This is a genomic window from Bradyrhizobium sp. Kon58 (assembly GCF_055807455.1).
In genome coordinates, this window is the sequence record NZ_JBVVOT010000013.1 from 50,530 (window position 1) to 72,809 (window position 22,280).

The following is a 22,280-nucleotide window of genomic DNA, read 5'->3' on the forward strand; positions in this document are numbered from 1 at the left end:
CTCATCGGCCACTATTTTGCGGACAAGCAGCGGCCTCGCAACTACCAAAAGGGGTAGCTGGACGAGCGTACCGCACCAAATTAGCATGCTCCCATGACTGTTCGGAGAACATGGAAGATGAACTGGAAGAAGGAACTGGAGGCGCTGGTTCAACAATCCGCGGCACTCAACAATCCGCGGCACTCGTAGAACGCGCACGGAGCGTAGCGCCTATTCCAAAGCTGGTAGCACCCATCGCGCCAATCGCAAAAGCTTCCCCGCCCGATTCTCCCCGGCGGTTGAGCTGGGACACCTCCGAGCGAGAGCACATCAGCAAACGAGTTGCGAATTTCAGAGCGCATCAAGAGCGCGTGCGCCGCGAGCGCGACGAATATTTTTCCCGCACGATGCAACGGACACGAGATCTCGCGAGAGGCCACGGCTCCGACGAACAGATGTAGGCGGTCGGACAGTCGCGCAACTTTGCTAACAATCCGCCAAATCGCGCCAGAAGAGTCGACTGCGGCCGACCACCGGCTGGGAACGGCGAGTAGCCGTGAGAGTCGTACGAGTCTCCAAAAGACGCCCGTCACAGCCCATCTGAGGATTGCCGCGCGCTGAGGATTGCCGCGTGGTGTCCTCACGCCATAGGTTGCCGTCGTACTGGATGCGCTGGGGGGCAACCACGCGATCTTCGTAGTGGCGCCGCCGACGCCCACACGAATCTGGCGCATGGATTTTGCACCGCCGAGGAAGGCGTGGGTGTTGACCCTGCCCCTCGGGCTTAATCCAGTTTGAAGTTCGTTCTGGCCGAAGACGAGGACCAGAGCATGCAGCACGTTCGAGATCGGAAGGCCCGATCTGCTGGCTCGGCGCGTGAGGCAGAGACACGAGATGTGCGCGTCGGGGAAGAGTTGAGATCAGACGCGCTTCACTGGAGATCGCGATAGGCATTTTGCTGCATGGGACCGTTGTTGTCGCGCAGTGTGAAAGCACGGAGTCGACATCGTTCGCGATGATCGAGACGCTGGGAGCGAAATGACGAATGATGATCGTCGTGCACGGCATGACTTGGCTCACGATGTGTCGCATCGAAACGGTGATGTTCGAGGGCTGGAGCGTCTGAAGCTGTGTCGAAAGCGCTCAATGATGCGCATGACGCCACCACAATCCGGACAGGCAGGAACTTCGGCCCAGGTTTGCGCTTCCGAATCCACAGGCGGCGGTTGGCTTTCGTTTGGGGTTGTCTCATGATCGAGAAGTTCGCGGCAAAGGGCGAGCTTGGCAGCGCGATTGGTTGGCCATGAAGCCGAAGTGGCGGATGCGATGGAAACCGTCGGGCAGCGTATGAAGCAGGAAGCGGCGAATGAACTCGTCGGGCTTGAGCTTCATGATCTTTGTCGCGCCGTCCTGGCGGTAATCCTTCCATGTGAAGGCAACATGATCGTTGTCGGGTGCGACGAGCCGGCTGTTGGCGATCGCGACGAGATGGGTATAGCGGCCGAGATAGGCCAGCACCTGTGCGGGTCCGCCGAAGGGCCGCTTGGCGTAAGCAACCCAGTTGACGCGCTGCATGGCTTTGATGCGACCAGCGAAAGCGTCGAGTTCGGCAAGAGGAGCAAGATCGCCGAAGAAGCGCAAGGCGCCGGCGTTGAAGGCCCCGATCAGGCGTTTGAGAAAAAGCCAGCGAAAGAGCCGGGACAGCGGTTTGACAGCAACGAAGAAGTTCGGTCGGCTGGCGATCCAGCGTGTTCCATCAGGTGACGGGCCGCCGCCCGGCACGACACAGTGAATGTGGGGATGATGCGTTAGCGCTTTTCCACAGGGTGTGCAGGACCGCGACGCCGCCGATCTCCGCGCCGAGCCGGCGCGGATTGGCAGCAAGCGTCGGTGATCGCCTCGGCGGCGGCCTTAAACAGGATGGCATAGACGACCGCCTTGTTTTGGAAAGCAATCGCGGCGATCGGTGCAGGAAGCGTAAAGACGACGTTGAAGTAGGGAACCGGCAGCAGGTCGGCTTCTCGCGCGGCACGGCACGCGGCTCGGGCTGGCCCCTGACACCTCGGACAATGCCGATTCCGGCAGGAATTATAGGCGATCCGCGTCATGCCGCAGTCATAGCGGGCCTCGACGTGGCCGCCGAGCGCGTCGGTTCGGCACCCAACAATGGCGCTCACCACCCGCCGCTCGACGCGACCGTGATGACCGGCATGGTCACGACGATAGGCGTCGCCATGCCGGCGCAAGGTATCGGCAATGTCGATGGCGGGTCGGTGCGGGCGGACGTCGGGGGGGTCATAAGCCGGATCCCGGAGCCGTTGTCATGCCGGTGGCGTCACCTCCAGTGATAGGCGGTCGAGCGGGCTCTGGGGCGGCCGGATCGTATGGGTGGCGACCTGCGTGTAGCGCGCCCTCGACGACGGATTATTGTGCCCGAGCAGAACCTGGATGATCCGGATGTCGATTCCGTTCTCCAGAAGATGTGTCGCGAAGCTGTGGCGTAGCGTGTGCAGCGTGACGCGCTTGGTCAGGCCCGCGGCCTTGACCGCCGAGCGGCAGGCGGCATGCAACACGGTCGGATCAATCGGGTGACCTTCGTCACGCCCAGGGAACAGATAAAGCCGCGGCCGGGCGAGCCGCCAGTAGGTGCGCAGGATGCCGAGCAGTCGGGACGACAGCATCACGTTGCGATCCTTCGCGCCTTTGCCGTGGCGCACCTGGATGACACCGCGGGTGCTGTCGATGTCCTCGATCCGCAGTCCCGCGACCTCGGAGGCCCTGGGGCCGGCCGCATAGGCGGTGGTGAGCGCGGCGCGGCTCTTCAGGCTCGACACCGCCTCGAGGAACTGCACCACTTCGTCGGCGCTGAGAACGACCGGCAGCTTGCGGGGCTCTCGCGCATAGGGAATGCGCTTCGGGATGAGCGCCTCGCCGAGCGTGACGCCGTAGAAAAACCGTAGCGCACAGACGATGATCTGGTTCAGCGCCGGCCATGAGATGTCGGTCGAGACCAGATGCACCTGGAAGGCCCGGACGTCTTCCAGCTCCAACCGCTCAGGCGATCGGCCGAAATAGCGGCTGAACTTCGAAACCGCGCTGATGTAGGATCGCTGCGTCGCCGGCGACAGATTGCGGACTGTCATATCCTCGATCATGCGGCGGCGAAGAGGGCTCAAATCGGCCATCTCAATACCCTGTCTGAGGGGGGCTCCAACACCCACATCCTCTCAGCCAGGAGGCGATCTACGCCACCTCGCCACGCACGCTGCGACAGCGGCTTCGTTCAATCCCAGATCGATTCGGTCTAACCCCATCCGGCTTTAGGCCGCACAATCCGCGAAACGTCCTAACCGCGCTTGCATCGATGTCGGCGCGCCGCAGCTTGGCCGTCACGCCATGACGGCTCCAGAACACGCGCACCAGCACACATCACACGAGCAGCGTAATAGCCTTGAAGAAGCCTCCCTCCTGATGTCCGTGTAGGGATGGGTGGCGTCGAGATCGAGGATGATCTGCAGGCCTCAACAATGCGAGAAATGCGCGCTACGCTCAGGAGAGGCCATTGCGGCACCCGCTGAGCTGTGCGTTATAAACAGAACGCTGCCATTGTAGCTCAGCGCTCAGTTGCAGGCAGCAAACCAATCAGCGCTTTAGCCTCGGACTTCAGCACTTCAACGGCAGATTTCCGAGCATCTGCATCAAAGCGAGTGCGAATGGCGGAGACTGAGAGCGCGCCCCGCAATTTGCCGTAGACATCGATTACGGGCACCGCTGCGGCCGCAACCTCAGGATCACGCTCGCCGATCGAGACGTAGAAGCCACGATCTCTGATCTTCTTTCCACCAGCTAATGCAAAATCGCGGTAAGCGGTAAGAACGCGGCCCGCAGCGCCGCGATCAATCGGCAATCGTTGTCCTTCTTCGAGGTGATGCCGGACGGAACGCGGAGAATTAACGCGATAAAGGCAAATGCGCTCGTCGCCCTCCGCGATGTAGAAGGATGCGGTCTCTCCGGTTGCTTCGACCAGACGATGGAGCGAGGGTCTGATCAGGTCACCGAGGTCCAGCCCACGCTGATAGAGCGCCCCAAGGCGCCATAGCTCCGGTCCGGGTCGAAATAGCCGGTCGGTCCCCCGCACCAGGAATCCGTCCGCTTCCAGGGATGCGGCAAGGCGAAGGACCGTGCTCTTGTAGAAGTCGGTCGCCTCGGCAATCTCGGTCAGCGTCATGGCTGCGCGCTCAGCGCCGAAGGCCTTGAGGATCGCCAGGGCGCGCCCGACCGCATCAACCCCTGTCTTTGCCATTGATACAGTCCTCATGTTCTGGCGTGCAGAACAGATATCCAGAATGGATAGAAAGTCCAGTATTCAATGCTCATCTGGGTTCTATATTGCAGAATGCAATTGACTCCGGATGTAGCGCCAGTTACCTGTTTTGAGGCTTAGAACAGGTTCTGCGGAGCGAAACAATGGAAGGGCAGCCGGCACTTGCCGTCGACCTGCGCGACGTGATGATTCGCTTCGGCGACTTCACCGCCGTGAAAAGCATGAACCTCCAGGTCGGCGAAACCGAATTCGTTGCAGTGGTCGGGCCGACCGGCTGCGGAAAATCGACCATTCTCAATACTGTCACCGGACTGCTGAAGCCGGCCGCCGGCGAGGTTTGCATTTTCGGCAAATCGCTTAGGGGCCTGAACGGTCAGTCCGGCTACATGCTGCAACAGGAAGGGCTGCTGCCCTGGAAAACCGCCCAGGACAATGTCGGCCTCGGGCTCGTGTTTCAGGGAAGCTCGATCTCAAAGGCGCGCGAGCAGGCGCGGCCCTGGCTCGCCAAGGTCGGCTTGAAAGGGTTCGAGGAGCGCTATCCGCATCAATTATCCGGAGGCCAGCGCAAGCGCGTTGCCATGGCCCAGACCCTGATCATGGAGCCGAAGATCGTCCTGATGGATGAGCCTTTCTCCGCGCTGGACGTTCACACGCGCCGCCTCATGCATCGCATCCTGCTCGAGCTATGGCAGGCGGACCGGCGCTCCCTCGTCTTTATCACCCATGATCTCGATGAGGCGATCACGCTGGCGGACCGCGTCGTTGTGATGTCTGCCGGTCCTGCCAGCCGCATGGTTGGCGATGTCAGGATCACGCTGTCCCGTCCACGCGACGTCTTGGCACTCCAGACCACGGATGAATTCGTCGCGCTCTATCGTGAAATCTGGTCGCTGCTCGGCGCCGAAGTGGAGAAAAGCTATGCGCAGGGGTAAGGGTAAGGTTGCTCTCACGCAGTTCGCCATCGTCCTCGGTGTGATCCTGATCTGGGAACTGGGTGTGAGGGTCGGGCTGATCGATCCTTTCTTCTTTCCGGCACCATCGACGCTTGTCGCAAGAATAGGCGAGTGGATGTCAACATCGGACTTCTGGACCGATGTTGGGACAACACTGCTGGAGACGGTCCTGTCTTTCCTGGCTGGGATCGGGATCGGCACCGCGCTTGGTATCTGGCTCGGCTTAAGCCCGTTTGCGGCCGAGGTGGTCCAGCCCTTTATCAAGATGTTCAACGCGATCCCCCGCATCTTGCTGGGACCCATCTTCGTCATCTGGTTCGGATTGGGGCTCACCTCCAAGGTCGCGCTCGGGGTAACGCTGGTCCTCTTTGTCGCATTCTTCAACACGTTTCAGGGGGTCCGCGAGGTCAATCCGGTCGTGCTCGCGAATGCCCGCCTGCTGCGTGCATCGAAGTCCTCGCTGCTGCGCCACGTCTACCTGCCGTCCGCCACCACGTGGATCCTGTCGAGTCTGCGGGTATCTGTCGGCATGGCCGTGATGGGAGCGGTGGTCGCCGAATATCTCGGTTCGTCCGCAGGATTGGGGCACCTGATTGCGCAGGCCGAGGGTGTCCTTGATGCCACCGGTGTCTTCGCAGGGATCATCGTCCTCTCCGCCTTCGTCATCGCGCTCGATGCCATCGTCGACCGGGTGGAAAAGCGGCTGCTGGTCTGGCGGCCGGCACCTGCCCACGAAGTTTGATCGTAGCGCTCCCATTCTCACGGAGGTTCCCATGCACGCTTTTCCGAGACTGATGGTGGTTATCGCGGCAGCCGTATTGCCGCTCATTTCAGCGCATGCCGCCGAGCCCGAGAAGACAAAATTGAAGATCGCAGTGGGATCACAGATCCTCAACTATATGCCTCTCGAGCTTGGTGTGAAGCTCGGTTCGTTTAAGGACCAGGGCCTTGAGGTGACCGTCGAAAACTTCCAGGCCGGTGGTTCGAAGGCTTTGCAGGCGCTGGTCGGCGGTTCGGTGGACGGGACAGTCGGCTTTTACGATCACACCATTCAGATGCATGCGCAGGGCAAACAGATTTCCTGCGTGTTCCTGCTCAATGACATTCCCGGCGTGTTGCTCGGTGTCCGCAGCGGCCTCGCTGACAAGGTCAAGTCCGGTGCCGACCTGAAGGGCCTCAAGCTCGGGATCACGGCGCCGGGGTCATCGACCGACACCATGGCGCGCTACTACATCAAGAAATCTGGGTTGGGTCCGCGCGACGTGAACATTATCGCGGTCGGCAGCGGGGCGCCCGGTATGGTGGCACTCGAGGCCAGGAATATCGACGCGCTCGTCTATTTCGACCCGATTGCGACCCTTCTCGCGCGCAAAAAGAGTGCGACGCCGCTGTTCGACGCGCGCACACTCGAAGGCTCAAAACAAGCCTTTGGCGGAATCTATCCGACCGCCTGTCTCTACCTGCAGCAGACTTTCATCGACAAAAATCCAGAAACGGTCCAGCGCCTCGTCAACGCCTTGCTCAAAACCCACCGCTGGATCAACACGGCGTCGACGGAGCAACTCGTCGACGCGATGCCTCCTGCATACAAGACCGACAATCGCGAGGTGAACATCGAGATCATGAACGCGTCGAAAGCGCTGTTCTCGCCAACAGGTCAGATGGACATCGAGGCGGCCAAGATCCCGCTGGCTGTCCTAGGCGACTTTGATCCGAAGATCGCAGCCGCAAAGATCGACCTGATCAAGACCTTCACGAATCGATTCGCGGAACGTGCTGCGCAGCAACTGAAATAAGTTGCGTACTAAGCGCTCGCTATCGGATCACCTACAAGAAGGCTCTTCAGATGTCTCTGCCGCTAACCGGTATCCGCGTTCTCGACCTGTCAAACGTGTTGGCGGGTCCGTTCTGCGGTTACCATCTTGCGCGCCTTGGCGCGGAGGTCATTAAGGTGGAAAATCCGAACGGCGGCGACCTGGCGCGGCGCCTCGGCGCGGATCCGCAAAGAGCGGAGCGCCTGCAGGGACTCTCGTTTGTCGCTGTGAACGCCGGCAAGCAATCGATTGCACTGGACCTGAAATCGGAAGCGGGCCGCGAGGTGTTCTTGCGACTGGTCAAGGAAGCCGACGTGGTGCTCGAAAACTTCCGCCCGAAGGTGATGGAACGCCTTGGCATCGGCTTTGATGTGCTTGTCAGGCTGAACCCGCGTCTGGTCTACTGCGCGATCTCCGGCTTTGGGCAGAGCGGACCGTGGTCCGCCCGTCCGGCCTATGACCAGATCGTCCAGGGTCTCTCCGGAGCCATGAGCGTCACCGGCGATATAGCCTCGGCTCCCCTGCGCACGGGCTTTCCGATCTCGGACACGATTGCGGGACTGACTGCTGCGTTTGCTATCGCCGCGGCTCTGGTCGACCAGCGGCATAGGCAACGGGGTCGGTTCATCGACGTGTCCCTGCTCGAGGCCACCATTGCGGCGATGGGATGGGTCGTCTCCAACCACCTGAACGCCGGGATCGAGCCGCAGCCCATCGGCAACGAGAACTTTACCGCGGCTCCCTCCGGCACGTTCCGCACCGCAACGGGCCCGCTGAACATTTCCGCCAACGAGCAGAAGCAGTACCAAGCCCTATGCGACCTGATCGATCGACCGGACCTGAAGACGGATCCACGCTTTGCTGGACGCGAGATGCGCAAGATGAACCGCGCTGCGCTGAGCGCGGAGTTGAACAAGGCGTTGAGTTGCAAGCCCGCTGAGGAATGGGAGGCCCAAATGAACTTGGCTGGTGTCCCTGCCGGCCGTGTGCTGACGGTCTCGCAAGTGTTGCAGCAGCCACAGGTCGTTGAGCGCGGATTCATCGAGACTTTGGCGCCAGAACAAGACGATGCGCAGCCGTTACGAATCACGCGGCCGGGGTTCCGGCTGGATGAGGAGTTTTCGGAGCCTTCACCACCTGCGACGCTCGGAGCAGACACTGAGCGATGGCTGCAGCGGCTCGGCTATTCGTATGCGGAGGTTGAGCAACTAGTCTCAAGCCGAGCCGTCGGGAGGCCAAAGCAAGGAGAGGCTGATTTCCTGCCCGTCCGCGCAGCCACGGACGGACCGATATCATGACATCCGACGGCTTGCGTCGGTTGGCAATCGGCAGGTTGAAAGGACGGAAGCGGAAATGAGCGAAGAAGAACTGAGACAGCAAGCGGCCAGTTGGTGGCGAACCTCCATTTGCGATATCGCGCCAGGTCGCATCGCCTATCGGGGTTATCCAATTGAAGATTTGATAGGCCGCGTTTCTTTTCCCGCCATGATTTGGCTGATGTTACGTGGCAATCTGCCGACGCCAGCACAGGAGCAGCTGCTGCAAGCTGCGCTGGTTGGATCCGTTGACCACGGTCCGCACGCGCCCTCCATTGCAATTGCCCAAATGGCGGTGAGCTGCGGCCTGCCCCTGAATGGCGCAATGGCCTCGGCAATCAACACGCTCGATGACGTGCATGGCGGAGCAGGGGAGCAGGCTATCGAACTCTACGACGATGTGCTGCGACGGCGCCAAGGGCGAGAGATCGAGCAGGCCGCTGGCGCTGCAATCGACCATTTCACCGCAACCCGCAGCAAATATCTGCCGGGCTTTGGCCATCGGTTTCATCCAGTCGACCCGCGCGCGGCCCCGCTATTGGCGCTGGTGGATGCCGCAGCTGACGAGGGCAGTGTCGGCGGCGATTATGCCAAGGCCGCTCGCGCGATCGAGCGGGTGATGCAACAGCGCAAGAGCAAGCTCATTCCGATGAACATCGATGGCGCGACCGCGGTCATTTACGGCGAACTGGGCTTCGCCTCTCCGCTCGCGCGGGGGGTCTTCTGCTTGTCGCGCGCGGTCGGAATCCTGGCTCACGCCTGGGAGCAAACTGGGCGCAACGATCGCAACAAGGGCCCGATGCCCAAGCAGTTCGGCTACAAATACGAGGGCCAGCCGCGTCGCAGGCTCGAAGGCGCATCATGAGCATCTCGAAAACCCGCCCAAGCTGATGGAGGTTAGCGTGTTCTCGTCGATGCCGGCGGAGTTTCGTCGCCCGGCTGTTTCTTCGGAATGGGCAGACGCGAACCGCGGGGCATACCCAGTAGATTGTTTCATCGAGGGACCGTCGTTCGACCAGTCCGGGAATCTCTATGTCGTCGACATCCCCTTCGGCTGCATTTTCGGATTTCACCGGAGGGCGTCTGGTCTTTGATCATCGAATACGACGGCTGGCCGAACGTCTGAAGGTTGCTCCGGACGGCCGGGTGCTCGTGTCCGACTATATCAACGGTCTCCTGGAGCTCGATCCACAGAGAGGGACCATCCGACCGTTGCTGGGCCACCGCAATTCCGAGTCCTTCAGAGGCTGCAACGACCTACATATCGCGACCAAAGGCGACATCTATTTCACCGATCAGGGCCTGACTGGATTGCACGATCGGACCGGCCGGGTATTTCGACTGTGCCCTGACGGCCGGATCATTGCTTGATTTCTAATGGCCCGGGCCCGAATGGCCTGGTGCTCAGTCCGGACGAGACCGTATTGTTCGTTGCAATGACGCGCGACAATAGCATCTGGCACGTACCGCTGATGCGTGATGGCGTGGGGAAAGTCGGACGATTCAGCTGGTTCTTCGCGACGAGCGGTCCTGACGGACTGACGGTCGATCAAAAAAGAGCGGCTCTTTGTCGCGCATGATTCCCTCGGCCCACGTTTTCGCATTGGCGCCAAACGGCGAAGCGGTCCGCTTGCATCCAGTCCTGCGCATGGGGGAGCTGCACGAATGTGGTATTGGACGCGGCACTCGGCACATTGCTCATTACGGAATCCTCTACCGGATCAGTGTGATGGCTGATCTCGCGCACCTTCCTCGAAATTCGCCAGCAGGAGTGGCAAGGTGGTGCGGAATCCTTTCACGCGCCGGTCCGCCCCACCAAGATGCAGGAAATGAGTCTGGTAGACGACTGGCTGGCCAGTTGCCGAGAGAATGTAATTGGTGACGAATGGATGGCGTTTGTGTGGGTGATCTCAAACCAGAGCCAGTAAATCGCACTGCATGGGAAGCGCAAACGAACGATTCGTAAGGCTGGGTCGCGCTTCGCCCGCGACGGGCCGCCGCCGACCTGTCGCCTTTTGGTCGGGCGGGTCGCGGTATCGCTTCCCACGATGCAGAATGATTGATCGCTGATATTTTCGAACGTTCTCGCCAAGAAGGCCGAAGAGGTAACCGCTCGCGGTGGGAGTCAGCACCGCATCAGCGTCAAAGGTTCTCGATCATGCTGGGCCGCGACGCACGCGTGAAGCGTTCGTTTTGAGAAGCAACAAGCCCAGGATTGACTGCGTGAAGGACTTTACCGATAGCACGCTAGCCCAGGAGCGCTTTAAGTGTGTGGCGCAGAGGTCGTACCACTGTCAGAGCCTCTTGCGCGCGCGCAATCCTCCAACCCGATATCCCCTCTCCTCGTAGAAGTGGCGTACCCGTTCTAGGGCCGGATAGCCATCCGGAGGCAACGCAACCTCAATCATCTGCCAGCCGCGTCGCTTCGCCTCCGAATCTACCGCCTCGAGCAGATGCCGACCGCAGTCAGAGCTGCGGAAGTCACGAGAAATCCATAGCTCCTGAAGCACGCCGTACGCTCCGGCTGCTCTCACGGCCTGTACGGCCGAGATGCTAGCTACCCCTACAATCTGCCCGGTGCCTTGTTCCTCGACGACAAAAATGAAGCCCTGTTCGGGATCCTGAATCAGGCGCAACGCCGCCTGCTTCGCGCCGTGAAGGCTGAACTCCGGTCCGAGGCCACCTAACTCGGAAAGTAGCTCTTCGACCGCTTTTGCGACCGCGTTCTCATCTCCTGGCACGCTCTTGCGCAAAACCGTGCCCGCGCTGGACGTGCCTTGCCCTTCAGCGCCAACACGAACACCTGACCGAGCCCTCTGGAGGAAATTCATGCTCAGGAGGATACAGAAAACGCAATTGAGAGCAACTATCTGGCTCGGTAGGAAGCAGCACGTCCACACTCGCTATAAGCAACAGAGCTGAGGTAATCGCAAGCCATTGCCGTTCTCAGAATCGACTCCGGTTTGAGCAGCTGCGAACTCATGATGGGCTGCCTTCGATTGGAAAACAATCACCAAACGGCACACGCCGGTCATGTCGATCAAACGTTCGTAAGAGTGATTGCCGATCGTCGCTCACGAACTACTCTATTCAATAAATCGTGCGCCACGATGATCGCAGCGCCATAGAGCGTCAGCTCGGTCCGTCCGAAGGAGAGATTCCCACCTCGCGTACGACATCGTACAAACTTGCGCGAAGCGCGACAGGTATCATACGCGTGCGCCCGATAAAATCGTCTGAGCAAGATCGCGAAAGATTTTGCACACTAATGCACTATCTTAAGCTTATCTCGAACAATCGAAAGATATCGGGAAGCACAGCTTGTTTGGACCTTCGCTCCTCGTTTAAGGCACCGTCACGGAACGGGAGTGGTTGCGATGGAACATGGGCAGGCCGAAATGGTCGGAGGGAAACCTGTAATCTTCGGGCAACGTAAGGTGCGACCGCGGGCATGCCTGGCCGTCGGCAAGCGGCATCTGCGCGCCTTTCTACGGGATGTGCTGGAGGATATGGGATTTGTTATCAGCGAATGCAGGACTGCTGACGAGTTGCCGCATGTACTCCGCACGGAGTTCCCTGATCTGATCCTGCTCGGCATTGGCTCGGACCGCATCGAGCCTGGACGATTGCTCGAGATACTGGTACGCGAAGAATTTGCAGGCCGAGTGCTGGCGTTCGGAGCGCGCGAGTCGATCATCATGGCGGCAGTGCAGCAGGTCGGCAGTGAATATGGACTTGCTATGCTGCCGCCGCTCAGGGCGCCGTTTGCAGCCGAGACGTTGCGCGATCGGATCGGCATACTCTTGCCAAAAGAGCCGGCGCCCCGTCCCGCGGTCCATGTCGGAGAAGCCTTACACGCTGGCTGGCTTGAGCTCTGGTATGAGCCGAAGTTTGACGCGTGTACCCTTAGCCGCCGCGGCGCCGAGGCGCATGTGCGAATGCGGCACCCGACCTGGGGCGTTGTTCCACCGGCCTATTTCATCCCGGAATCTCACGATCCGCATTTTAGGAACTTGTCGCAGTTCGTGATCGACCGCGCGATCAAGGATTGGCAGTATCTTCTGGAGCAGCAAACTTCGATCGATCTCTCCATCAATCTCCCGGCAGCATTCCTGATTGACCCGCAGGCGGTACGAGATCTCTGTGGGCGCATGCCGTCGCACGCCGCTTTCGGCGGTTTGACGATTGAAATCGAGAGCGTGGAAGCGATCGAGAACCTAGATCTCCTGGTCGAGGTTGCGCGTGAGGTTCGCTTTCACAACATTGGCCTTGCAATCGACAATGTCGGTGCCAATTGGCCGCAGCTGATGGGGGTGACAAAATTCCCGTTCATGAAATTGAAAGTGGATCGTCAGTTCGTCGGCGGCTGCGCGAATGGGCCCCTCAAGCGAACGGTGTGCCGCCATATCGTCGATCTAGCCAAAGAGTACAATGTGCGCACCGTCGCCGAAGGTGTGGAGAGCCAGGCTGACCTAATCGCTGTGGCCGAACTCGGCTTCGACCTTGCGCAGGGCCATCTGTTCGGAAAAGCCATGCCACTGAAGCAATTTGCACAGTCATCTTTCAACCCTGCTCCAGCTCGTCTAAAATAGTTGCGAGTGGCTGAGTGCGGCCAAGCGACGCTCAGGAGCACCGCCATGCCTACTCGGCACCAGGCATGAGGCTGAGTGCAATTCGGTCTGCAGGGCCAGTGTCGCTCGTCCCGCCGCCACTTCATTTCCCTCCAAAGCTTGTTATACCACATGCCCGTTTTGGCAAGCCTCCAGCGAGTCCTCCGCGCAGCTAGCGTTGCAGCCATGAGCGAGGCTTGCACAAACCTCCAGTCGGGGTGTGTGACCGGAGGTTTGCCGAGATCCGACGTAGACCTGCGTCCGTTGGCGGTTTTTTGTCGCCGCCGGTTGAGGAAGCGTCAGCCTCGCTTGCCCCCGCGCTGACGTGCCAAACAAACCGACGGACGCTTCCAGCGTCAAGTCGCGACTGACTCTCGCAAGAGGGGCCGAGGGCTCGTAGCCTGAAATTGAAGCGACCTGTTGCTATCGCAGATGCAACATGGTCTCAGACCCGGGACAGCCGAATTGGGCAAATTGCCCAACATTGAGCGCGTCTGCGTTTGGCACGGCATTTGAAAGGGATCGCCCATGGCATCGCTCGCCTAAGGAGTCGGAAGGCATGGCTTACAAGATCGTCGCTTCGCAATGCACCGTTTGTGGCGCATGTGAGTTCGAGTGTCCCAACGCGGCGATCAGTCTGAAGCGCGACATTTACGTTATCGATGCCAAAAAATGTACGGAGTGCGAGGGCCATTGCGACACGCCGCAATGCGCGGTGGTCTGTCCGGTCCCTGACACCTGTGTCCCGTCCAAGACAGGATAGGCAGCCCGCGACCAAAAGGCCTCATCGCTCGATTTCGCGAACGAAGTTGTAGATGTGGGACCTTGAGGAGACCACGACCGCATGGGGCGCATCGAGGTCGATTAACATCGTTATGAGCTTAAGACGCTGAGCGACTCCGAGGAACCCCTCACGGGCTCTGTCGGAGGACACCGTCGAAATTGTCACGAACAAGGACAAGGCCCTCGATGCTCAGTGGCCGCGTTAAGGCCTATCATCGCTGGCCGCGAGTCGAGGCGAGGCAGACCGGCGTCGAGCGGCCACGGACGTATCGAAGCCGGCGCAAAAGTCGCTCAGCACGTGAACACCTATTGCACCGAGAAGATCATCTTGGCCAACCTCACGGAGGCGAACGACCTCGTGCCTGGTCGCGGGCCGCCGAACACCAAGGAGCCGACCTGATCATCCGTGCGGTCCTGGAGCAATCCGGCTTTCGAAATGTCTAGGGAGCCTCGTGGGCTGTGACCAAACGGATGCCGGCCGAGGATGATCGCACCTTCCTGACGCGCTGGTTCGAAAAGCTGCTGACGGAAAAGGTCGCTTCCTCGCGATCACACAGATACCGAAAGCGGCCCGGGTTCGTTCCGGTCGTGGAGCTCAACCGTTACGCGAGCAAGGAGCGAATGCATTTCACAAGCGGAGCCTCCACAGATCCGGGCGTGTTCACCAGGCCGCGAGCAAGACCGTCGTGCCCGCCTAGTGCGCTCGTAATCGCTTGGGCAATATCGCAGCGAGAATCGGTAGGTTGACGCATCGATCCTCGTGCGCATAATTCAAGCCGTCGCGGTCTCCGGATTTCGTTTGATCTGGAGCTAAGAGGGAAGCCGGTGCAATGCCGGCGCTGCCCCCGCAACTGTAAGCGGCGAGCCGCTGTCCAACGAAGTCACTGAAGCCATGCGGCTTCGGGAAGGCCGGACAGCAGCGACGACCCGTGAGCCAGGAGACCTGCCTCGACAAGATATCGTCCACGGGCGGGGCGTCCCGGTGTGCGCCAAGCAGTTGTCGCTCACGCGATGTTCGCTGTCTGCGTCCGCCATGGCCTTTGCCCCAACATGGGGTCTAAGCTATGTCAATCCTTTCGCTTCCCGTTGCCACACTGGGGACGTCACGCATCGGCCCACGACGCGAACTCAAATTCGCGCTCGAGAGCTACTGGGCGGGAAAATCCAGCGAAGCCGAGCTCCTCGAGGCGGGGAGTGGACTTCGTGCCGCTAATTGGGCACGGCAGAAATCCCGCGGTGCGACCGTCATTCCTTCGAATGACTTCTCGCTCTACGACCATGTGCTCGATACCAGCCTAATGGTCGGCGCCATTCCCGACGTTTACGGCTGGAACGAAGGTCCTGTGTCGCTCAAAACCTACTTCACCATGGCGCGTGGCGCTCAAGACGGTGGTCACGCTCAGCATGGGCCCGGCGTAGCCGCACAGGAGATGACGAAGTGGTTCGATACGAACTACCACTACATGGTGCCGGAATTTCACCAGGATCAGATCTTTAAGTATGCCTCTCGGAAGCCGATCGAGGAATATGAGGAGGCAAGAAGCCTCGGCTATCAGACGCGGCCCGTCCTAGTGGGTCCAGTCACTTTCCTGAAGCTCGGCAAAAGCGTAAATCCCGCCTTCAATCCGCTGTCGCTGCTTGATCGACTCCTCCCCGTCTATGTCGATGTTCTCCGCGAACTAGCCTCGCGCGGCGCTGAATGGGTTCAGCTCGACGAGCCATGCCTAGTGATGGACGTCGACGAAGCATCTCGGGCCGCTGTCCGCCGGGCCTATGCTCATTTCGCTAAGGCCGTGCCGGCCCTTAAAATCATGCTGGCCACATACTTCGGGGGTGTCGGCGACAATCTTGAAACAGTATTGGCCTTGCCCGTTGCCGGGGTTCATGTCGACCTGGTTCGTGCACCTGACCAGTTGGACGCGATTGTCGCCAGAGCAGGTAGAGATCTCGTGGTCTCGCTCGGTGTCGTTGATGGTCGCAACGTATGGCGCTCTAATCTGCCGGCGCTACTCGACCAACTTGCTCCTATGGTCAAAAAACTGGGCAGGGACCGTGTTCAGATTGCCCCCTCCTGCTCGCTGCTTCATGTTCCGACCGACATTGAACTAGAGATCGATCTCGATCCCAATCTGAAGACGTGGTTGGCGTTCTCAGTGCAGAAGATCAAGGAACTTTCGATATTGGGCAAAGCGCTGGCTGGCTATGCTGCCGACGTGGCCGATGAACTCACGCTCTCAGAGGATGCATCCGTCACCCGCGAAACATCGCCGAAGATCCACAGTGCGAACGTCGCCGGACGAATGGCCGCGATCGATGATAGCATGCGTCGCCGTCGCAGTGCGTTCACCCAGCGCGCCGACGTCCAACGCGTCGCCTTCGCATTGCCGATGTTTCCAACCACAACCATCGGATCCTTCCCGCAAACGGCGGACGTCCGCAATGCGCGTGCAGCTCATGCGCGGGGAGCGCTGAATGACACGCAGTACGAGCAGCTTCTGAAAGCGGAGACAGCCCATACCGTGCATTGGCAGGAAGATATCGGCCTGGACGTGCTCGTACACGGTGAGTTCGAGCGCAATGACATGGTTCAGTACTTTGGCGAGCAGCTGTTGGGTTTCGCATTCACCAAGCACGGCTGGGTTCAGTCTTATGGCTCGCGGTGCGTTCGTCCTCCTATCCTGTTTGGAGATGTCTCCCGCCCGAAGCCCATGACCGTTAAATGGTGGCGACATGCGCAGTCTCTGACCAAAAAACCCGTCAAGGCTATGCTGACCGGACCGGTGACGATCCTGAACTGGTCGTTTGTCCGTGACGACATCCCGCGGAGCGAGACATGCCGACAGATCGCTCTCGCGATCCGAGACGAGGTCATCGACCTTGAGGCGGCTGGAGCGACCATGATCCAGATCGACGAGGCTGCGTTGCGGGAGGGATTGCCACTGCGCAAATCGCAGTGGAAGGACTATCTCGATTGGGCAGTGGACAGTTTCCGTGTTTGCTCCTCCGCTGTCGCTGACGGAACTCAGATCCATACGCACATGTGCTATTCCGAGTTTAACGAAATCATCGATGCGATCGCAGCAATGGATGCCGACGTCATTTCAATCGAGGCGTCGCGCTCCAAAATGGAATTGCTCGACGCTTTCAAGAGCTACAAATATCCTAATGAAATTGGGCCGGGCGTCTATGACATTCATTCACCGCGCATTCCCGCAGCAGCCGAGATCAAGCAGCTGATTGTGTTGGCTCGGCAGCGGGTTTCCGATCGGCAGCTCTGGATCAATCCCGACTGCGGACTGAAAACTCGAAGATGGGAGGAGGTGCGTCCCGCGCTCGTCAATATGGTGGCCGCCGCACGCGAGTTGCGGGCCGAGGCATGATCGTACTGAGCGTGTCGCCAACGTATCTGTGAATAAGATGCCGCGCTTTGGGAGCTCGCGATATCCTTGCGAGCTTCCAAAGTGTCCAGCGCCTACGAATGCCGGTTTGCCCCGGCGGAGGCGATCGCATACAGCGGCGACAAGCTCGAATCCGGCGGACGACCGCATGCCGGCCATACCGATTAGGTGACATATTCCAAGTCACTTACGCTCGACGCGAACCACGGCCCTATCGCTTCATTTATCCATCCCATGGATGCGTCCCATCACAACAATCTATTTTACCGCCCTTGCGGAATTTCATACCTAATTTGCGCCTTCGCGCGGTCTTCGGGAAGATTTGCTGGTATTCGGCGGTGCCAAAATACTGGCGCGTGACGGCAAACTGACGGTTGAGTTTCAGGGCTCGGCAGTCAAACCGCCTGCGCGATGGATCCCAGCTCCATCAAGGCGCTGCCCGTGCCAACCGGACAGCTGGCAAGTGGTGAGCAAGTCCTGAAGTTTACGACAGGAGCGGAAGGCAAGCGGCTCGCTAAGTTGTGCAGAGCGATATCCGCTTCTCCTTGTTTGACGGCGAATGCCCTCGTCGTAAGTCGATCGCCGGTAGTTCTCCCTACCGACGAAAGCTGGAACGATGCGGAAAGCAGCGTCGCTCCCGCGTGACTTTCGCCCGGCCTCGCATTGAGGCCGGGCGGCTTTTTATGTGCCTGCTTATCAGTGACAGCAGGGGATCATTCATTTTGGCGTCATTGCGGGACCCCGGGTTCTTGGAGCGCTTCTGTTGCTGTTCGGCAGGGAATGAGGCCGGTGCTGCTAAGGCTATCTGTCTATTGAAGGCTTTGGTGTCGTGTTGGTGCGCGTCGGCAATATCGGATATTCGATCTTAGGCAGCCGACCGGTCAGCGAATTCAGAAATGCGACAATGTCGTTTTCCTCCCTATCGCTAAGCTTGGCGCCGAGCTGGATGTCACTCATTAGGGCAACAGCTTGCTTCAGGCTCCAAACCTGGCCCGAATGGAAGTAAGGGGCTCGCAACGCGACGTTCCGCAATGGCGCCGCGCGGAAGACATATTCGTCGCCAGCCGCCCTGGTAACCGCGAATCGGCCCTTATCGGCGTCCGGAAGCACGCTTGCGTCCGGCTTTTTCATCACGCCGAACGGGAAGTAGGCCTGTCCACCGAGATTGATTCCATTGTGGCAAGAGGAACATCCCTTCGCCATAAACAGTGCCAACCCTGTCTTCTGCTGATCATCGAGAGCACGTGTATTGCCCTCCAGATACTGGTCGAACGGAGCCGCAGGTGTAATGAGAGTCGCTTCAAAAGCCTCGATCGCCTTCGCAAAATTTTCAAAGGTGACCGGTCTCGCTTCGTTCGGAAACGCGTTGTTGAACAGGACGACGTAGCTGGGCATTGAGTTCAAGATACCGAGCACATGATCCGGAGTCGCATTCATTTCGGCACTCGCCTGCACCGGGCCGGTGGCTTGCGCCTTGAGGTCCGCGGCGCGTCCGTCCCAGAATTGCGCCACATTGAACACTGCGTTGTAGACGGTTGGCGCCCGACGCAGGCCGACCTTCCAGCCGTGACCAACGGAGGTCGGACCGGCATCGACTCCGCCGGTGCCGAGATTGTGGCACGTATTGCAGCTAATGATCCCGCTCGCCGATAGCCGCGGATCGAAGAACAGCATCTTGCCAAGCTCGACCTTTCCATGCGTCACCGGATTGTTTTTTACCGCAGGAATGACCGAGGGGATCGGATGGAAGATCTGCTTGGCGTTTCTCATCAGATCATCGTCGGCGTTAGCTCCTGACGACATCAACAGCCCAATAGCGAAAATAGATGCTTCAGCGACAAGCCGAAGCTCCGGGATCGACATGTTCATACACCGCCTCATTAGTTCTGATTGTTAAACAAGGAAACAGTCGAAAGCGATGCCACGCGTTCCTCGACGGTCCGGCGCAGCATGCAGCGGATCCTCAAGCGAGGCTGCATCAAAATGTACGACTTTGAGGAGCCCGCCGCGGCGTTCACGCAAGGGCTTGAGGGACTCATGTGATTCGCGAGTTCGCTTTGAGCGTAGATCGAGGCCTCTGTTGGTCGATCAGACTAGCGGCTCAAGCGGCCTGATGGTCGGTCTGACAACAACAAGTGTGCCGCAAGCAGTAAGCTGTCCGGTGGCCGCATCGGTGCTCCATCGAGCGATTGGGTGGCCAATACGCTCCGCAAAGTTGATGTATCCGTCTTACACCAAGCGCTCACGGTGTCATTGGACAATTAGCAACTGCGGTGCCAGTTGCGTCCGAGATGCAAGTTGCTGATTTAGTTGTAGAACGGGTGCGGACGAACAAACAAACTAGGATGTCTTGGTTTGATCACTACATTCAGTGTCACAGATGCCACAAGTGCCAGCCCCGGCTAGAGTGATCGCAGATACCTTTGTGGTGAGGTTCGCTTGCCAGCCGCACGCGGGAACGGCGGTAACAAGACCTACGCAGCTGGGCGAGACACTGAGCCGAGGCGCCTGGCGGTGCGCATCGTTCGCGATTTCGCCGAGCCCTGCCGACTGAAGCCTCTCCGACTCATATCCGGGCCGCTCTGGCGCGCCGCCGCCGCGAAGCCCGGCTCGTTCGTAAAGGACGAGCCTCCGAACCGAACATGGCTTGATTCAATTCCACCTGAGGTTCGCTGGCATGGCAATTGCCGTGCTGAAGTCTGAAAGGCGCGGCTGCCCAGAGTTTGACGGTGCGACCGTCCGATTGATCGCTACTCCAATTCGACAGGTGACCAGCCTGACCCTGATCCGGCGGGTGTTGGTTGGACTACCAAGTCGGCCCACTCACGGGCTGCTGCTCGCTTTTGAAATCCTGCGCGCTGGGGCAAAATAAGCTGAACTTCTGCAGGAGCAACCGCTACTTCGTGCTCTTGCGTTGAATGATGCCGATACGAGAGGACACGCTGGGAGGAGATCGTGACATCAGTCCGCAGATGGCCCAAGTCCTGAGATTTATCGGCGTGTTAGCGAGGAAGAACGTGATTGAGCACTTGTCCATGGCTGGTTCAAGTTGGATACGGTATGCGTAATGACTTCGATTGACGAGCGCTTGAATGAGATCAGATCCGTACGGAATGACATTTGGCGTTGTCGCAGAAGGCTTCAAAGCGAGCTAGATGATCTCCAGCGTAAAATGCTCGAAGAGCGTCTGCTTGAGCGGCAGTCTGCCTTTGAACGGCTCGTCTCGGCCACGTTTCCTTTTACATTGAGATTGTGAAGCAAAATTTCGGGACCTGTGCCGCGGGAGCATTCCGCGTTAAATAGCGTCCGCTCACAGAGCGCCTGCGCCTGGGTCAGGAATGTAGCGCTCCGGCGCCGCGGGCCGTCGCGGCCCCTCATGGCCGCCGCCGACCTGAAAAGCTCGGCCCATCGCCTTGGTTCACCGAGGTGCTGCCCGCTGCGCACCGATAATGAAATCGGTCCGGCCCCGTCCAAGGGCACTGCCGGGGGATACCGCTCGCCTCGCTTCTGCGACACCGCAGTCACCTGAGTAACGCTGATCCGGCAGAGCGATCGAAGGAGCTTGAATCGCCCGTAGCGTCAGATTGTACAGAGCAGGGAACGATATTTCAGATCAGGTGCAGTCGAATGATAAGAGCCGCTCTCACTTTTGTACTATGTTCCGCTCTCGAGTGGATCGGGCTAGGCATGGGGGCGGTTGCGGAAACAAGGCGGTACGCGTGCACGATCACTGCCGCCGATCGAGAGCCGGCCGGAGTTCGGAATGAGCGGGTTATTCTCACCGTTCAATATGGCTGCCGGATCGCAGGTGGTCTCTTGACCGACGCGGGGATCACAGCAGTGTCGGTCAGCGAGTGGGCTGCTGACAAAAGGACATACTTGGCCTCCATGGAATTTCACCACGCGCTGGAGGGAGTTGCACTTGGGCAACTCTCCGAGGCGACCGACTTCTCTAGCATGGAAGGCGAGCAAGGCATTGGGGTCGCAACTTCCGGCACGACAGTTTTCACATTCGCATCTGGTTCATTGGCCGACCTTTCAGGGAAGACCCTTAAATTCACGACAAAACCCACCGGCCTACGTAGCTTCGAGTTGGAGTTCACAGACTGGCCAGAATCTCTTCTATGGAAGTGACGCGTGTCTTACGCTGAATTCCGCAGGCGCGCGCACAGGAATACTGTCCATACTCTTAAGCACACACATATGTGCTCACCGGCCAATATATGCCGTCTCCCAAGACGAGCACACCCGCAACAGGTTAAGCCAAAACTCCGAAGGCACTCGAGCGCGGTAGAGCGTTCAAATGACCTTCACGCGGTCCGATCAGCAGCTCTTTTGGCTGCCGATCCGCATATGGGACGATCTGGCCTCGCATGGCAGCGCCTGCGCGACACGGAAGCTATCAACACGGAATAAATGCAGCCCAACCGCCTCCCGAACGCGGACGAGTACCAACTCAAGGCAGCCCTCATTGTACACTGAAGCGGTTGATGGCGGAGCGGGAGATCACTCAGACCGAAGCCGCGAAGCTCGTCGGCGTGAAGCAGCCCAACATCTCCAAGCTGCTTCAAGGGCAGTTCAAGTTGGTTTCCGTGGAAAAGCTGCTGCGCATGCTGGCGGCGTTCGATCAGGACGTCGAAACAAAGATAAAGCCACATCGGAAGCGTGGCGAAGGGGGCCGGATCACGTTTATTCGGGCCTAAGAGCTGCCGAAACGGAGGGTTCATGACATCTAACCCGACGGCGGCAAAAGGGCCCATGAACTCACCCTGCAGTGCCCGATCTGCAATCGAGATTCGGCTGACTGAATCCTTCGCCCCCGCTGTTCTCGCCGAGGCCCGCCAGCGTTTCCAGGAACAACTGGGCGAAGGACGCGAGGTCGCCCGAGAGACCGAAGCGCTTCAGCAGGAGCGCGAGAAGCTCAAAAGGGAAGATTAACGGGTCTAACGCTAGGTCGTGAACCGACGCGGCGGCTTAGTGCAGCAGCCAACTCGTCCCTACAGAAGCGAAAGGCGCGCGAGTACCGCCGGAACAGTGGTGATGCACCAATTTACGAACGTTGCAATGCGTGAAATCCGCACCTGAGCACTTCGGTCCGAGGTC

The 22,280-nt window shown here is 59.3% G+C and carries 17 protein-coding genes, 1 pseudogene and 1 riboswitch; of the genes and pseudogenes, 13 read left to right on the plus strand and 5 right to left on the minus strand.

What is annotated here, in order from left to right; genetic code table 11:
- Positions 1-1,055: 1,055 nt before the first annotated feature.
- The 3 genes and pseudogenes from AC0L20_RS21530 to AC0L20_RS21540 all read right to left on the minus strand — a co-directional run bounded on the left by AC0L20_RS21530 (position 1,056) and on the right by AC0L20_RS21540 (position 4,282).
- Positions 1,056-2,243: pseudogene (locus AC0L20_RS21530) on the minus strand (IS91 family transposase).
- A gap of 57 nt (positions 2,244-2,300) precedes the next feature.
- The gene (locus AC0L20_RS21535; RefSeq protein WP_473291909.1) at positions 2,301-3,164 is read right to left on the minus strand and encodes a site-specific integrase; all 864 of its coding nucleotides are present in this window, start codon (positions 3,162-3,164) and stop codon (positions 2,301-2,303) included.
- A gap of 428 nt (positions 3,165-3,592) precedes the next feature.
- A complete protein-coding gene (locus tag AC0L20_RS21540) occupies positions 3,593-4,282 on the minus strand; it encodes an IclR family transcriptional regulator (protein ID WP_456766250.1) in 690 nt (229 codons plus the stop codon).
- A 164-nt stretch (positions 4,283-4,446) separates the two neighbouring features.
- On the opposite strand from AC0L20_RS21540, the gene AC0L20_RS21545 reads away from it, so the two are divergent.
- The 7 genes from AC0L20_RS21545 (at position 4,447) to AC0L20_RS21575 (ending at position 9,966) form a co-directional block, all read left to right on the plus strand.
- A complete protein-coding gene (locus AC0L20_RS21545; protein ID WP_473291912.1) occupies positions 4,447-5,235 on the plus strand; it encodes an ABC transporter ATP-binding protein in 789 nt (262 codons plus the stop codon).
- Positions 5,222-5,998, plus strand: a complete 777-nt coding sequence (locus AC0L20_RS21550) for an ABC transporter permease (RefSeq protein WP_317246487.1) — start codon at positions 5,222-5,224, stop codon at positions 5,996-5,998. Before AC0L20_RS21545 ends, AC0L20_RS21550 begins: the two co-directional genes overlap by 14 nt.
- A 31-nt stretch (positions 5,999-6,029) precedes the next feature.
- The gene (locus AC0L20_RS21555; RefSeq protein WP_438742979.1) at positions 6,030-7,052 is read left to right on the plus strand and encodes an ABC transporter substrate-binding protein; all 1,023 of its coding nucleotides are present in this window, start codon (positions 6,030-6,032) and stop codon (positions 7,050-7,052) included.
- A 50-nt stretch (positions 7,053-7,102) separates the two neighbouring features.
- Positions 7,103-8,368, plus strand: a complete 1,266-nt coding sequence (locus AC0L20_RS21560; RefSeq protein WP_473291915.1) for a CaiB/BaiF CoA transferase family protein — start codon at positions 7,103-7,105, stop codon at positions 8,366-8,368.
- 55 nt (positions 8,369-8,423) lie between these two features.
- The gene (locus AC0L20_RS21565) at positions 8,424-9,251 is read left to right on the plus strand and encodes a citryl-CoA lyase (protein WP_473291918.1); all 828 of its coding nucleotides are present in this window, start codon (positions 8,424-8,426) and stop codon (positions 9,249-9,251) included.
- Positions 9,252-9,418: 167 nt separating this feature from the next.
- On the plus strand, positions 9,419-9,757 hold the full coding sequence (locus AC0L20_RS21570; protein WP_473291921.1) for an SMP-30/gluconolactonase/LRE family protein: 339 nt from the start codon (positions 9,419-9,421) through the stop codon (positions 9,755-9,757).
- 65 nt (positions 9,758-9,822) lie between these two features.
- Positions 9,823-9,966: a hypothetical protein gene (locus AC0L20_RS21575; RefSeq protein ID WP_456769734.1), complete on the plus strand. Its 144-nt coding sequence runs from the start codon at positions 9,823-9,825 to the stop codon at positions 9,964-9,966.
- Between the two features lie 714 nt (positions 9,967-10,680).
- Here AC0L20_RS21575 and AC0L20_RS21580 read toward each other — a convergent pair.
- Positions 10,681-11,139, minus strand: a complete 459-nt coding sequence (locus AC0L20_RS21580) for a GNAT family N-acetyltransferase (protein ID WP_473291923.1) — start codon at positions 11,137-11,139, stop codon at positions 10,681-10,683.
- Between the two features lie 624 nt (positions 11,140-11,763).
- Here AC0L20_RS21580 and AC0L20_RS21585 point away from each other — a divergent pair.
- From AC0L20_RS21585 to metE, 3 genes are all read left to right on the plus strand, one after another.
- Positions 11,764-12,978 carry an EAL domain-containing response regulator gene (locus AC0L20_RS21585; protein WP_473291925.1) on the plus strand — a complete coding sequence of 405 codons (1,215 nt, stop codon included), beginning with the start codon at positions 11,764-11,766 and terminating at the stop codon, positions 12,976-12,978.
- A gap of 577 nt (positions 12,979-13,555) precedes the next feature.
- Positions 13,556-13,759: a 4Fe-4S binding protein gene (locus AC0L20_RS21590; protein WP_007600001.1), complete on the plus strand. Its 204-nt coding sequence runs from the start codon at positions 13,556-13,558 to the stop codon at positions 13,757-13,759.
- A gap of 785 nt (positions 13,760-14,544) precedes the next feature.
- A riboswitch (cobalamin riboswitch) is annotated at positions 14,545-14,744 on the plus strand.
- 99 nt (positions 14,745-14,843) lie between these two features.
- Positions 14,844-17,159, plus strand: coding sequence for a 5-methyltetrahydropteroyltriglutamate--homocysteine S-methyltransferase (gene metE / locus AC0L20_RS21595; protein WP_473291927.1), 2,316 nt, complete (start codon positions 14,844-14,846; stop codon positions 17,157-17,159).
- A gap of 819 nt (positions 17,160-17,978) precedes the next feature.
- On the opposite strand, the gene AC0L20_RS21600 is transcribed toward metE, so the two are convergent.
- On the minus strand, positions 17,979-19,046 hold the full coding sequence (locus AC0L20_RS21600; RefSeq protein WP_438742982.1) for a cytochrome-c peroxidase: 1,068 nt from the start codon (positions 19,044-19,046) through the stop codon (positions 17,979-17,981).
- A gap of 1,947 nt (positions 19,047-20,993) precedes the next feature.
- Here AC0L20_RS21600 and AC0L20_RS21605 point away from each other — a divergent pair.
- The 3 genes from AC0L20_RS21605 to AC0L20_RS21615 all read left to right on the plus strand — a co-directional run bounded on the left by AC0L20_RS21605 (position 20,994) and on the right by AC0L20_RS21615 (position 22,115).
- A complete protein-coding gene (locus tag AC0L20_RS21605; protein ID WP_240544085.1) occupies positions 20,994-21,311 on the plus strand; it encodes a hypothetical protein in 318 nt (105 codons plus the stop codon).
- A 356-nt stretch (positions 21,312-21,667) separates the two neighbouring features.
- Positions 21,668-21,880 (plus strand): helix-turn-helix domain-containing protein, encoded by a 213-nt coding sequence (locus AC0L20_RS21610; RefSeq protein WP_317245392.1) that lies wholly within the window; start codon positions 21,668-21,670, stop codon positions 21,878-21,880.
- Between the two features lie 22 nt (positions 21,881-21,902).
- Positions 21,903-22,115, plus strand: coding sequence for a hypothetical protein (locus AC0L20_RS21615; protein ID WP_143275372.1), 213 nt, complete (start codon positions 21,903-21,905; stop codon positions 22,113-22,115).
- Positions 22,116-22,280 lie beyond the last annotated feature (165 nt).

Coding starts and splice junctions, on each gene's coding strand:
- AC0L20_RS21615 (WP_143275372.1), top strand. CDS start 21,903: ATGACATCTAACCCGACGGCGGCAAAAGGGCCCATGAACTCACCCTGC.
- AC0L20_RS21535 (WP_473291909.1), bottom strand. CDS start 3,164: ATGGCCGATTTGAGCCCTCTTCGCCGCCGCATGATCGAGGATATGACA.
- AC0L20_RS21560 (WP_473291915.1), top strand. CDS start 7,103: ATGTCTCTGCCGCTAACCGGTATCCGCGTTCTCGACCTGTCAAACGTG.
- AC0L20_RS21540 (WP_456766250.1), bottom strand. CDS start 4,282: ATGGCAAAGACAGGGGTTGATGCGGTCGGGCGCGCCCTGGCGATCCTC.
- AC0L20_RS21610 (WP_317245392.1), top strand. CDS start 21,668: ATGGCGGAGCGGGAGATCACTCAGACCGAAGCCGCGAAGCTCGTCGGC.
- metE (WP_473291927.1), top strand. CDS start 14,844: ATGTCAATCCTTTCGCTTCCCGTTGCCACACTGGGGACGTCACGCATC.
- AC0L20_RS21585 (WP_473291925.1), top strand. CDS start 11,764: ATGGAACATGGGCAGGCCGAAATGGTCGGAGGGAAACCTGTAATCTTC.
- AC0L20_RS21600 (WP_438742982.1), bottom strand. CDS start 19,046: ATGAACATGTCGATCCCGGAGCTTCGGCTTGTCGCTGAAGCATCTATT.
- AC0L20_RS21555 (WP_438742979.1), top strand. CDS start 6,030: ATGCACGCTTTTCCGAGACTGATGGTGGTTATCGCGGCAGCCGTATTG.
- AC0L20_RS21550 (WP_317246487.1), top strand. CDS start 5,222: ATGCGCAGGGGTAAGGGTAAGGTTGCTCTCACGCAGTTCGCCATCGTC.
- AC0L20_RS21590 (WP_007600001.1), top strand. CDS start 13,556: ATGGCTTACAAGATCGTCGCTTCGCAATGCACCGTTTGTGGCGCATGT.
- AC0L20_RS21565 (WP_473291918.1), top strand. CDS start 8,424: ATGAGCGAAGAAGAACTGAGACAGCAAGCGGCCAGTTGGTGGCGAACC.
- AC0L20_RS21570 (WP_473291921.1), top strand. CDS start 9,419: ATGTCGTCGACATCCCCTTCGGCTGCATTTTCGGATTTCACCGGAGGG.
- AC0L20_RS21575 (WP_456769734.1), top strand. CDS start 9,823: ATGACGCGCGACAATAGCATCTGGCACGTACCGCTGATGCGTGATGGC.
- AC0L20_RS21545 (WP_473291912.1), top strand. CDS start 4,447: ATGGAAGGGCAGCCGGCACTTGCCGTCGACCTGCGCGACGTGATGATT.